We start from the raw sequence: 14,073 nt of genomic DNA on the forward strand, positions 1-14,073 counted from the left end.
AACGACGGATCCGCCACCACCTGCTCCAACAACCGCACCCACCGCGCCAACACCCCCTCAACCGACACCCGATCGAACAACTCCGTCGCGAACTCCACCAGGGTCTCGATGCCCGCCACCTCACCCGCGGCGTCGTGCCGTTCGTACATCTCGACGAGCAAGTCGAAGCGCGAGGTGTCGGTGCTGATGAACTCGGAGCTCACCTGGAGGTGCGGGAGGCGGAAGTCCTCGGACGGAGCGTTCTGCAGCACCATGGCGATCTGGAACAGCGGATGGTGGCTGCTGGAACGCTGCGGGTTGAGGGCCTCGACCAAGTCCTCGAAAGGCACGTCCTGGTGCTCGTGCGCACTCATGCTGCGCTCCCGAACCCGGGCGAGGAGCTCCTCGAAGGCAGGGTCGCCCGAGGTGTCCGTACGCAGGACGTAGGTGTTGACGAAGAGACCGATGAGGTCGTCGAGCGCTTCGTCCGTACGGCCGGCCACGCCACTGCCCAGCGCGATGTCGCTCCCCGCACCCAGACGGGTCAGCAGCGCCGCCATACCGGCCTGCAACACCATGAACACCGTCGTGTTCGACCGCCGCGCCAACCTCACCAGACCCCGATGCAGCTCAGCATCCAGCTCGAAATCGATCCGCATCCCCTCGTAGCCGGCCGTGGCCGGCCGGGGCCGGTCGGTGGGGAAGGTCACCTGCTCCGGCAGCCCCGCCAGCTCCGCACGCCAGTAGTCGAGTTGCTGTGCGTAGACGCTCTCGGGGTCGTCGACGTCTCCGAGCCGGTCGCGCTGCCAGAGCGTGTAGTCGACATACTGCGCGGGCAGCTCGGACCACTCTGGATCGCGCTGTTCGACGCGGGCGGTGTACGCCTCCACCACGTCACGCGTCAGCGGTGCCATCGACCAGCCGTCACCCGCGATGTGATGCATGAGCAGCAGCAGCGTGCTGTGCTCCGCGTCCGTCTCGAACAGCCAGGCGCGGAAGGGGATCTCGGTGGCGAGGTCGAATCCGTGGCGGGCCGCGTCGCGCAGGGTGCGCTCCATGTCGGCCTCGGGCACCGAACGCCGCTCCCACCGGAAGTCGGCCTCATCCAGGTCCCGTATCAGCTGGTAGGGCTCGCCGTGTACGTCGGGGAACACGGTGCGGAGCGACTCGTGCCGGCCGACGACGTCGAGCAGGGCCGCGTGCAGCGCCTCGGCGTCGACAGTGCCGGTGAGGCGGAGGGCCAGCGGAACGTTGTAGGTCGCCGAGCGGCCTTCCATCCGGTGCAGGAACCACAGGCGGCGCTGGGGGAACGACAGCGGCACCACGTCGGGGCGTTCGACGCGGGTGAGGGGGGCACGCGCGCCGTCGTCGGCCGCTCCGGTGAGCCGCCCGGCCAGCGCGGCGGGCGTGGAGAAGTCGAAGATCTCCTTGATCTTCAGCTCCTCGCCGAGGGTGGCCCGGATCCGGACGAGCAGCCTGATCGCCGTCAGCGAATGACCGCCGAGCTCGAAGAGGTCGTCGTGGGGGCCGACGTGGTCCCTGCCGAGCGTCTCGGCGAACAGGGCGCACAGCGCCTCTTCGCACGATGCCTTGGCGTCCAACTTCTCGCTCCCTCTTCTGGCGGTGTCGAATCCGTGCTGCATCGGCTCGGGCCGGCTCATGAGCGGCCGCCCCGGCAGTCGGTCACTCGGTGGGGTGGAATGTGGGATGGGGTGTGGGAGAGGGCATGGGATGGGGCGTGGAGTGCGACGTGGCCTGCCGGAGCTTCTCGGCCACGAGCGGACCGATCTCCCGCAGGGGTTCCGGGTTCATCATGTGGGTGTGCCGGTGGTTCAGCTTCTGGAACTCGACGGCGCCGGTGAGATAGGGGTCCCACGTCCCTGGTTCGAGCTGATGGTCGTTCTCGCCTCCGGTCGCGGCCAGGATCAGCGTCGGCGCGGAGACCGGCCTGGGCCTGTTGTCCAGGCCGAGGAGGGTGTGGTTCATGGTCAGGTGCATCATGGCGGCGACCTCGGTCTCACCGAGGCCGGCCAGGGCGGAGTTCTTCGTGGTCAGCAGCTCCACCGTGGTCTCGTGGGTGAGCTGCGCCGCCTCTTCGTCGGTGAGTTCGATGTCGAAGAGGCCCAGCATGGCCCGGTGCACGTCGGCGACCCGCACCTTCGGCATCGACTCCTCGACCTCGCGACGGCTGACCGGGTTCACCGGGAAGCAGTCCAGCAGCGCCAGCAGCGCGACCTGCTCTCCGCGCTCCTCCAGCAGTGCCGAGACGGCGTGGGCGACGACTCCGCCGAACGACCAGCCCAGAAGGTGGTACGGCCCCTCGGGCTGGACGCGCCGGATCTGCTCCAGGTAGTCCTCGGCCATCTCCTCGACGGACTTCGCAAGCTCTCCGCCCGTCAGGGCGCGGGCCTGCAGGGCATACACCGGGGTGTCCCGGTCGAGGTACTGCAGCAGACCGGCGTAGGACCAGCCCAGGCCGCTGCCGGGGTGGACGCAGAAGACGGGGCGGCCGCTGCCCTGCGGGCGCAGCGGGAGAAGCACGTCGAGGGCGCTCTCGTCGCCGCCCGTCTCCAGCCGGGCGGCCAGCCCTGCCGCGGTGGGCGCGCCGAAGAGGGTGCGCAGCGGCAGTTCCACGCCGAGTACGCCGCGGATCCGGCTCATCAGCCGCGCCGCGAGCAGCGAGTGTCCGCCCAGGTCGAAGAAGCTGTCGTCGATCCCGACCCGCTCCAGCTCCAAGACCTCCGCGAACAGGCTGCACAGCACTTCTTCGTGCGGGGTGCGCGGTGCCCGGCCGCGGCCGGCTTCGGTGAAGTCGGGTGCGGGCAGGGCGGCGCGGTCGAGCTTGCCGTTGGGTGTCAGCGGTATGTCCTCGACGGCCACCACGGCAACCGGGACCATGTACTCCGGCAGCCGTTCGGCGACGTGGGCACGGAGCGCGCGCACGTCCGGCTCCGCCGCATCGCGCTCAGGGACGACGTAGCCGACGAGCCGGGCGCCGCCGGGGCCGTCCTCGCGGGCGACGGCCACGGCCCGTCGCACCGACGGGTGCGAGCCGAGCGCGGCAGCGATCTCGGCCGGCTCGATGCGGAAGCCGCGCACCTTGACCTGCTCGTCGGCGCGGCCCGCGAACTCCAGCAGGCCGTCGGGGCGCCTGCGCGCCAGGTCCCCGGTGCGGTACATCCGCACACCGGGCTCGAACGGGCTCGGCACGAACCGCTCCGCGGTCAGCCCCGGGCGGCCGAGATAGCCGCGGGCGACCTGGGCTCCGGACACGTACAACTCACCTGTCGTGCCGGGCGGTACCGGCCGCAGCCCGGTGTCGAGGACGTAGGCGCGCATGTTCCAGAACGGGCGGCCGATCGGCACCGGTCCGGACGGCTGCTCGGCGCCGGGCTCCAGCTCGAACTGGGCGCAGTTGACGGTCAGCTCGGTCGGCCCGTAGGCGTTGATCACGGTGGCGGCGGGGTGCCGGTCCCGCCATGCGGCGACGGCTTCGCCGGTCAGGGCCTCGCCGCCGAGGATCAGTGTCTCGGTGGGCGACCAGTCCACGGGCAGCTCCTCCAGGAGCGGCAGGTGCGAGGGGGTCGCCTTCATCAGTGTCACCGGGGCGCCGTCGGCCGGCTCCCGTCCGGCCAGTTCGCGGAGGCTGCTCAGGTGGACACGGCCGCCGCCGACGAGGGTGGTGTAGAGGGCGGTGACCGTCAGGTCGAAGGCGAGGGAGGAGTGCGCCAGTGTGGTGCCGCGCGCGGCCGGGTAGTGCCGTACCGCCCAGGTGACATAGTTCGCCACCGAGTGGTGCTCGACGACCACGCCCTTGGGCCGTCCCGTGGAGCCCGAGGTGTAGATCACGTAGGCGGGGTGCCGGGGCAGCAACGGGGCCGTGCGGTCGGCGTCGGACAGCGTGAGCGACGGCAGTCCGGCCAGGGCAGCCGCCGTCTCCGGGGAGTCCAGCAGCAGCCGGGGGTGGGCCGTCTCCGGGAGCTGCGGCGCCGCTTCGGTCGTGGTGAGCACACACAGCGGCGCGGTGTCGTCGAGGGCGTAGGCGAGGCGGTCGGCCGGGTGGTCGAGGTCGAGGGGCAGGTAGCCCGCCCCGGATTTCAGTACCGCCACCATCGCCACCAGCATCGCGGCCGAGCTGGGCACGGCGAGGGCGACGAACCGCTCCGGTCCGGCGCCCAGCGCGATGAGGTGGCGGGCGAGCTGGTTGGCCCGTTCGTCGAGCTCCCCGTAGGTGAGGAGTGCGTCGCCGGCCTCCACCGCCACCGCGTGCGGACTCGCCTCGGCACGGTCCTGGAGGAGCTGCACGACGGTGCTCGCGGGCATCTCGAAGTCGGTGTCGTTCCATTCGTGCAGCACTTGGTGGCGTTCGGCCGCGCTCAGGACGTCGATGTCGCGGACGGGCCGCTCCGGGTCGGCGGCGACCGCCTCGGCGACCCGGACCAGGCGGGTGGTGAGTGCCGTGGCGGCGTCGTGGTCGAACAGGTCGGTGGCGTACCGGAGCTGTCCGGCCACTCCGGCCGGTGCGCCGTCGTCCGTGAAGTGCTCGCCGAAGGTGAAATCCAGGTCGAACTTGGCGGCGCCGGTTCCGGCGTCGAGGGGTGCGACGTCGAGGCCAGGCAGCGCCAAGTCGGCGCGGTCGGTGTTGGCCAGCGACATCATGACCTGGAACAGCGGGTGCCGGGATGTCGAGCGGTCCGGGTTGATGATCTCCACGAGCCGTTCGAAGGCCAGGTCCTGATGGGCGTAGACGGCCAGGTCGGTCTCCCGGACGCGGCCGAGCAGCTCCTCGAAGGAGGGGTTTCCGGACAGGTCGGTGCGCAGTACCAGGGTGTTGACGAAGAAGCCCACCAGGTCGTCGAGCGCTTCGTCGGTGCGTCCGGCGATCGGGGCGCCCATGACGATGTCGTCACCGGCTCCGAGCTTCGACAGCAGGACGGCCATGGTGGCCTGGAGCGTCATGAAGACGCTGGCGCCGGACGCGGAGGCCAGTTCCGCCAGTGCGCGGTGGACGTGGGCGGGCAGTTCGACGGTGACGGTCGCGCCCTGGTGGCTGGGCCGGTCGGGACGTGGCCGGGTGGTGGGCAGGTTCAGTTCCTCCGGAGCTCCGGCCAGCATCTTCCGCCAGAACGCCACCTGATGGGCGATGGCACTGTCCGGATCGTCCTCGCGGCCCAGTGCCTCCTGCTGCCAGAGGGTGAAGTCGGCGTACTGGACGGGGAGGGCGTCCCATGCGGGCGCACGGCCCGCGCTGCGTGCGGAGTAGGCGGCGACGAGGTCCTTGGCGAGGGGGGCCAGGGACCAGCCGTCCGCGGCGATGTGGTGCATCAGCACCAGCAGCACGGACGTGTCGCTCCCGGCGTCCGTCTCCTCGAAGAGCCAGGCCCGCAGGGGTGTCTCGGTGGCGAGGTCGAAGGTGTGGCGTGCGGCGGCCCCGAGCGCCTGGGGGAGCTCGTCCGCGGTGACCGTGCGGGTCTCCCAGGGGACGGTGGTCCGGTGCGGGGCGAGCACCACCTGGTGCGGCTCGTCGTCGGCCTCGGGGAAGACGGTGCGCAGCGATTCGTGCCGGGCGGTGACGTCGAGCAGTGCGGCGTGAAGTGCTTCCCGGTCCACGCGACCGGTGAGGCGCAACGCGAGCGGCATGTTGTAGGTGGCGGACGGTCCCTCCAGTTTGTGCAGGAACCACAGTCGGCGCTGTGCGTACGACAGCGGTACGCGGTGCGGCCGCGGCATCGGGACCAATGCGGCGCGGGCCTGCTCACCGTCGGACAGGTGCTGGGCGAGTCCGGCGACGGTCGGATCGTCGAACACGGTGCCGATGGCGATCTCCACCCCGAACACCGTGCGGATGCGGCTGACCAGGCGGGTGGCCAGCAGCGAGTGGCCGCCCAGGTCGAAGAAGCTGTCGTCGATCCCGACCCGCTCCAGGCCCAGCACCTCGGCGAACAGCCCGCACAGCGTGGTCTCCTGCGCGGTGCGCGGCGCCCGGCCCTGTTGCAGGGCCCGGTAGTCGGGAGCGGGCAGCGCCATGCGGTCGAGCTTGCCGATCGGGGTGAGTGGCAGCCGGTCGAGCACCACGAAGGCGGTGGGGACCATGTACTCCGGCAGCCAGGTGCGCAGGCCGGTGCGGAGTTCCCGGTTCAGTTCGACGGTGCGCCGGTGCGCGGCGGGGCTGTTGGCGTGCGGTGCGGCGGCCCGGGTGGTCTCGCAGCCACGGTAGGCGGCCACCGGAGTGCCGGTGCCCTCGGGCCTGACGACGGCGTCGAAGCAGTCGTCCCGGCCGGAGTCGGCCCAGGTGGTGACGGCTTCCATGCCCAGCGCAGCCGCGAGTCCGTGCACGGCCTCCGGATCGAGCCCGACCGGGGACTCCGCGGCCGGTCGGCCGCCCCCTTCCAGGGTCTGCAGCGCGAGGTGGTCGGCGCGCAGCCGGGCGTTGGGTACATCGGCCAGGCGCAGCCCGGCAGGGTGGGCGCGCAGCGCGGCCGACAGTCCCTCGGCGTCGGCGCCCACCGCCTCCCAGGTCAGCTCCGGCAGGTCGGCGGCGGTCTCAGGGGCGGCCGGGGTCTTGTGGACGACGACGTCGTAGCGGTAGCGGGACAGCTCGTTGGCGTACTCGGCCCGCTTGAGGCGGATCTCGACCCCGCCGACGTCCTGGAGGGTCTCGCCGAGCAGCACGAAGAAGTCCGGTGCCAGCAGCAGTTCCTCCTCCTCCTTGATCCGCTGTTCCAGGAGCGCCTGTGCTTCCTGCGGTGCGGAGCCGGCCTCAGGGCGGTGGGCGACGACACCGGCCTGGAGGTGGCGCAGCAGCCGCAGGTTGCGGATGTCGCCGAGGAAGAGGGAACCGCCGGGGGCCAGCAGCCGCAGGCTCTCGCGGACGACTCGGGCCAGGTAGTCGGCGTGCGGGAAGTACTGGGCGACGGAGTTGAGGACGACGGTGTCGAAGAAGCCCTCGGGGAGGCCGGTGGTGTCGTCGGCGGCCTGGGCGCGCAGTTCGACGCGCCCGGCCAGCTCGGGCCGCTCGGCTGTCCGCGTGCGCAGGGCCTCGACCGCCGTGGCGGAGAAGTCGGTGCCCCAGTAGGCGTCGCAGTGCGGCGCGACCTGGGAGAGGATCAGCCCGTTGCCGACGCCCAGTTCGAGGACGTGGCGCGGGGCGAGCCGGAGGATCTCCGCGACGGCGGCGGAGCGCCACTGGTGCATCTCGGTCAGGGGGATCGGGGAGCCGTCGTAGCTGCTCGTCCAGATCCCGAAGTCGTCCCAGAAGCCTCCGCTGTCGGCCTGGTCGCGGTAGACAGACTCGTAGACCTCCCGCCAGGAGGCGACGCGGCGGCCGTCCTCGGCGCCGTCGCTGTGCCGCGTCCACTCCTGGTCGGGGACGACGTAGCCGACGAGTTGCGGGGTGTCGTCGTCCCCCCGCACCAGGACGGTGGCCTCGGCGACCCCCGGCTGCCGGGACAGTGCGGCCTCGACCTCGCCCGGCTCGATGCGGAATCCGCGTACCTTGACCTGGTCGTCGGCGCGGCCGACGAATTCGAGTCCGCCTTCGGCACGCCATCTGGCCAGGTCGCCGGTGCGGTACATGCGGGTGCCGGGCGCACCGTGCGGGTCGGCGACGAAGCGCTCGGCGCTGAGTGCGGGCCGCCCCAGGTAGCCGCGGGCCAGGAACGGGCCCGCCAGGTACAGCTCTCCGGGGACGCCGTCGGGCACCGGGCGCAGCCGTGAGTCGAGGACGTACACCTGGGCGTTGCGCAGCGGCCGTCCGATCATCGGCGGCAGCGGCGGGCCGGTCACCTCACTCGCGGTGATCCAGACGGTGGCCTCGGTCGGTCCGTACAGATTGACCGCTCCGCCGCCCTGTGCGTGCAGTTGCTCGGCCAGCGAGGCGGACAGCGCCTCGCCGCCGACCAGGAGCCGGACGCCGGTCAGCCCCTCGGGGTCGTGGGTGAGGATCGCGCGGTACACCGAGGGGGTGCCCTGGAAGACGGTGGCACCGCTGTCCCGGATGAGGCGGTGCAGGGCGACGGGGTCCTTGCCGACCCGGTCGGTGGCGACCTCGACGCTCGCACCGGCCAGCAGCGGAGCGTAGAACTCCACTGCGGCGATGTCGAAGGTGAGGGTGGTGGCGGCCACCATCCGGTCGCGTGCGGTGAACCCGAGGCGGGCGCCGACGGCGTCGAGGAACTGGGAGAGGCTCCCGTAGGAGATCACCACGCCCTTGGGCCGACCGGTCGAGCCGGAGGTGTAGATGACGTAGGCGGCGTCGGCCGGGTGGACCGGGGCGCGCCGGTCGGCGTCGGTGATGTCGCGGGGTGCGCACTCCGCGAGCTGCCGCTCCACGTCCGGGTCGCCGAGGGTGACGACGAGGTCCGGTCGCGCCGCGGGCAGGTGTTCCCGCAGGTCCGCGGTGGTGACGAGCGCGGCGGGTGCGGCGTCCCGGAGGACATGGGCGAGCCGGTCGGCGGGGTGTGCCGGGTCCATCGGCAGGTAGGTCGCGCCCGCCTTCTGCACGGCCAGGAGCGCCGCGACCATGTCGACGGAGCGGGGCAGCGCCAGCGCGACCACGCTCTCGCGGCCGATTCCGCGGTCGAGGAGCAGCCGCGCCAGCCGGTTGGCGCGGCCGTTCAGGTGGCGGTAGTCGGCCGTCTGGTCCCCGGCGCGTACGGCGAGCGCTTCGGGGGTCAGCGCCGCCTGCCGTTCGAAGCGGGCGTGCGCCAGTGCTGCGGGGGCGGGTGCGGTGGTGGCGTTGCGGTCCACCAGGGCCTCGGACAGCTCCTTGTCGGAGAGCAGTTCGGCGTCGGCGATGCGTACCGCCGGGTCGGCCGCCACCGCACGCAGCAGGTTCTCGTAGAGCCGGGTGATCTGCTCTGCCGTGGCGCGGTCGAACAGCTCGGTGGCGTACTCCAGGGTGCCGCTCAGCCCGGCGGGCCGCCCCTCCTCGTCCTGTGCCTCGGCGAGGCTGAGGAAGAGGTCGAACTTGGCGTTGTCGCCGTCCAGCGGGTAGGGCGCGGCTTCGACGTCGTGCAACTGCTGCGTCGGGGCCGCCACGTTGTGGAGCTGGAACATGACCTGGAAGAGCGCGTTGCTGGCTTGTGAGCGGACCGGGTTGAGCGCCTCCACGAGGAACTCGAAGGGCAGATCCTGGTTGGCGTAGGCGCTCAGCGCGGTGTCCCGGGCGCGGTCGAGGACTTCGTCGAAGCGGGGGTTGCCCCCGGTGTCGGTGCGCAGCACGAGGGTGTTGACGAAGAAGCCCACCAGGTCGGCGAGGGCCTCGTCGGTCCGGCCCGCGATCGGGATGCCCACCGGGATGTCGTGGCCGGCGCCGAGCCGGGAGAGCAGGGCGGCGAAGCCGGTCTGCACCACCATGAACAGCGTCGCCCGGGAGTCGGTCGCCACCTGTCGCAGGGCGGCGTGCAGTTCGGCGTCCAGGGTGAAGTCCAGGGTGTCGCCGCGGTAGCCGGCGACGGCGGGCCGCGGCCGGTCCGTGGGCAGCTCCAGGAGGGCCGGAATGCCGTCGAGGGCTTCCCGCCAGTAGGCGAGCTGCTGTGCGGCCAGGCTGTCCGGCTCGTCCGTCGCGCCCAGGAGCCGCTGCTGCCAGATCGAGTAGTCCGCGTACTGGACGGGCAGCGGCTCCCAGTCGGGCGCTGCGCCTGCCAGTCGGGCACCGTAGGCGCGGCCGAGGTCGCGCATCAGCGGGGCGCGGGAGGCGCCGTCGCCGATGATGTGGTGCATCAGGACGACGAGTACCGGACCGGTCGGCTCGGCCGGTTCGGCTGCGGCCGTGCCGTCCTGCGCGGTCTCGGCGGAGGGCAGGAACAGCCAGGCTCGCACCGGGGGTGCGCTGTCGAGGCGGAAGCGGTGGCCGATCGCCTGCTGCACGGCCCGGTGCAGCGAGGAGGAGGGCACCTGCTCCACGTCGAGGCGGACCGCGGCCTCGGACGGGTCGAGCACAGCAGGACGGGGCTCGCCGTCCGTCTCCGTGAAGACCGTGCGCAGTGACTCGTGCCGCACCGCCAGGTCGTTCAGCGCCGCGCGCAGCGCGTCTTGGTCGACCGCGGCGGACAGGCGCAGCGCGAGCGGCCAGTTGTACGCGGAAGAGGGTCCTTCGAGCTGGTGCAGGAACCACAGGCGGCGCTGCGCGAAGGAGAGCGGGATCGTGTCCGGCCGCGGCATGGGCGCGAGCGGGGTGCGGGTCGGGCCACCGGCGTCGAGGCGGGCGCTGAGCCCGGCCACGGTCGGCGACTCGAAGACCGACGCGATCGGCACCTCGGCGCCCAGGGTCGCGCGAATCCGGCTGATCAGCCGGGTGGCGAGCAGCGAGTGTCCGCCCAGGTCGAAGAAGCTGTCGTCGACTGTCACCCGCTCCACGCCGAGGACCTGCGCGAACAGTCCGCAGAGCAGCTCCTCCTGAGGCGTGCGGGGGGCGCGTCCGTCGCTGAGCGCGGTGAACTCCGGGGCGGGCAGGGCCTGCCGGTCCAGCTTGCCGTTGGGGGTCAGTGGCAGCGCGTCGAGGACGACGACCGAGGCCGGAACCATGAATTCCGGCAGCCGGTCGGCGACGTGTGCGCGGAGCACCGCGGGATCGACGGCGGAGGGGCCGGCGGCCGGTACGACGTAGCCGACGAGGCGGGTGTCGTCCCGCTCGGTCTCGCGGGCCACGACGGCGGCCTGTCCCACGTCGGGGTGGTCGAGCAGTGCGGCGGCCACCTCGCCCGGCTCGATGCGGAACCCGCGCACCTTGACCTGCTCGTCGGCGCGGCCGGCGTATTCGAGCTGCCCGTCGGCGCGCCATCTGGCCAGGTCGCCGGTGCGGTACATGCGTGCACCGGGCTCGAAGGGGCAGGCGACGAAACGCTCGGCCGTCAGGCCGGTGCGGCCCAGATAGCCGCGGGCCAGCTGGGCGCCGGAGATGTACAGCTCGCCGACGGCGCCGGCCGGCAGCGGGTCGAGGCGCGCGTCGAGCACGTAGGCCCGCATGTTCCAGAAGGGACGCCCGATGGGGACGGCTCCCGCGGGCAGCTTCTCCTTCGGGCCGATGCGGAACTCGGTGCAGTTGACGGTGGTCTCGGTGGGTCCGTACGCATTGACGACGGTGACCCTCCGGTGCGCGGCGCGCCACTGGGCCAGGGCCTCTGCTGTCAGCGCCTCACCGCCGAGAATCAGCATCTCGCCGGGCGAGCGGTGCGGGGGCAGTTCGCCCAGCATCGGCAGGTGCGAGGGTGTGGTCTTGGCCAGCGCCACGGGCACGCCGCCGCTTTCGGCCGGGGCGTCCTCAAGGGCCGACAAGTAGACGCGCCCGCCGACCACGAGGGTGGTGTAGAGGCCGGTGACGGTGAGGTCGAAGGCGATCGAGGTGGGCACGAGCGTGGCGCCCCTGGCCGCCGGGTAGTGGTGCGTGGTCCAGTTGAGGTAGTTGGCGACGGCGCGGTGCTCGACGACGACACCCTTGGGGCGGCCGGTCGAGCCCGAGGTGTAGATGACGTACGCCGGGTGTTCCATCTCGACGTCGATCTCGGGATCGGTGTCCGGCTCCCCGGCCAGGTCGCGGGCGAGCGCTTCCTGGTCGAGCACGAGGGCGGGCGCCGCGTCGCGAAGGATCAGCTCGCGCCGGTCGCGCGGATACTCGGGGTCCACCGGAACGTAGGCACCGCCGGACTTGAGCACGGCCAGGACGGCGACCACCATCTCCACCGAGCGCGGCAGCTCCACCCCCACCAGCTTCTCCGGCCCCACGCCCTGGCCGATCAGCCAGTGTGCCAGCCGGTTGGCCCGCGCGTTCAGCTCCCCGTAGGAGACGGACTCCTCACCGCAGACCAGCGCCACAGCATCGGAACTGCGCCGGACCTGGGTCTCGAACAGTTCGAAGAGTGTCGCCTGCGGCACCTCGACGGCCGTGTCGTTCCAGGTGGTCAGCAACTGCCCGCGCTCTTCCTCGGCCAGCAGCTCCAGTTGGCCGACGGTCAGCGACGGGTCGGCCGCCACCTGCTCCAGGAGCCGCGTCCACCGGTCCAGGACGCTGCGCACGGTGGAGCGGTCGAAGAGATCGGTCGCGTACTTCACCGCACCGACGATGCCCGCGGGCGTGCCGGATCCGCTGTGCCGCTCCAGCACGTTCACCGACAGGTCGACCTTGGCGGTCTCGATGTCGACCGGCTCCCCGGCGACGTCCAGACCGGGCAGCTCGAACGCTCCGGTGGGGTTGTCCTGCATCACCAGCATGACCTGGAAGAGCGGGTGATGCGCGGACGAGCGCCGCGGGTTGAGCAGCTCCACCAGGTGGTCGAAGGGGACGTCCTGATGCGCGTACGCCGCCAGGTTCGTCTCGCGCACCCGCTCCACCAGCTCCCGGAAGCTCGGATCGCCCGAGGTGTCCGTGCGCAGCACCAGCGTGTTCACGAAGAAGCCGACGAGATCGTCCAGCGCGCTGTCCATCCGTCCGGCGATCGGCGAGCCCAGCGGAACGTCTGTGCCCGCACCCAGCCGGGTGAGCAGCGCCGCCAGCGCCGCCTGCACGACCATCGGCACCGTCGCGCCCGTCTCACGGGCGAGGTCGGCCAGGCGCTGATGCACCTCCGCGCTCGTCTCGAAGTCGACGGAAGCGCCCTCGTAGGAGGCGGCAGAGGTCCGGGAGCGGTCGGCGGGCAGGGCGATCCGCTCCGGAAGTCCCGCCAGCCGACCGCGCCAGTAGTCCACCTGCTGGGAGTAGAGGCTCCCCGGGTCGTCCTCCGCTCCCAGCAGCTCCCGCTGCCACAGCGTGTAGTCCACGTACTGCACCGGCAGCGGTTCCCACACCGGCGCCCGGCCCCGGCAGCGCTCCGTGTAGGCCGTCACCACGTCGCGGGCGAGCGGGCCCATGGACCAGCCGTCGCCGGCGATGTGGTGCAGCAGCAACAGCAGCACCCAGTCCTCGGGCCCGATCTCGAAGAGCGCGGCCCGGAACGGCACGTCCCCGGTCAGGTCGAACGCATGGCGGGCTGCCTCGTCCAGCACCGTCGGCAGCTCCGCCTCGGTCACCTGACGGTGCTCCCAGCCGAAGGCGGCCTCGGCCGGGTCCAGGACCCGCTGCTGCGGCTCACCGTCGGCCTCGGGGAAGACGGTACGCAGCGACTCGTGCCGCCCGACCGCGTCCCGCAGGGCCGCCCGCATCGCCGCCGGATCCACGGTGCCCCGCAGCCGGAGCGGCAGTGGCATGTTGTAGGTGGCGGAGGGTCCCTCCAGCTTGTGCAGGAACCACAGCCGACGCTGCGCGAACGACAGGGGCACGGTCTCGGGTCGGGGCATGGGGGCCAGCGCGTCGCGCGTGGGGCCGCCGAAGTCCAGTGCCGCCACGAGCCCGGCCACCGTCGGTGCCTCGAACAGGATCCGGAAGGGAATCTCGACGTCGAGCTCGCTGCGGACCCGGCTGACGAGCCGGGTGGCGAGGAGGGAGTGTCCGCCGAGCTCGAAGAAGCTGTCGTCGATGCCGACCTGTTCCAGCTCCAGGATCTCGGCGAACAGCCGGCAGAGCGTCTCCTCCTGCGGGCTGCGTGGGCCGCGTCCTGCAGGGCCGGCCCCGGCATAGTCGGGGGCGGGCAGGGCGTTGCGGTCCAGCTTGTCGTTGGGCGTCAGCGGCAGCCTGTCCAGCACCACCACTGCCGACGGCACCATGTGCTCGGGCAGCCGCTCGGCGAGGTGAGCGAGCAGCGCCTCCGGATCAGGCGAGGTGGCACTGTCCGGAGCGTCCGGTACGACGTAGGCGGCGAGGCGCTGGTCACCGGGTGTGTCCTCCCGGACCAGGACGGCCGCCTGGCGCACGCCCTCGCAGCCGACCAGCAGCGACTCGATTTCTCCGGGCTCGATGCGGAATCCGCGAAGCTTGACCTGCTCGTCCGCACGCCCCACGAACTCCAACTGACCATCCGCACGCCACCGCGCCAGGTCACCCGTGCGATACATCCGCACACCCGGCTCGAACGGAGAGGCCACGAACCGCTCCGCGGTCAGGCCGGAGCGGCCGCCGTATCCGCGGGCCAACCCCGCACCCGACACATACAGCTCACCCACCACACCGGCAGGCACCCGCCGCAGCGCTTCGTCCAGCACATAGGCACGCGTGTTCACCAC

The 14,073-nt window shown here is 72.1% G+C and carries 2 protein-coding genes; both read right to left on the reverse strand.

From position 1 onward, the window contains the following. Window positions 1-1,640: condensation domain-containing protein (locus tag BMX65_RS30990; RefSeq protein WP_244905685.1), on the reverse strand; the 1,640-nt coding region annotated here is incomplete at its 3' end. A gap of 22 nt (window positions 1,641-1,662) precedes the next feature. Then, a partial coding sequence (locus tag BMX65_RS30995) for an amino acid adenylation domain-containing protein (protein ID WP_425315517.1) occupies window positions 1,663-14,073 on the reverse strand: 12,411 nt, incomplete at its 5' end.

The sequence above is a fragment of the Streptomyces qinglanensis genome, assembly GCF_900111245.1.
GTDB lineage: Bacteria > Actinomycetota > Actinomycetes > Streptomycetales > Streptomycetaceae > Streptomyces > Streptomyces qinglanensis.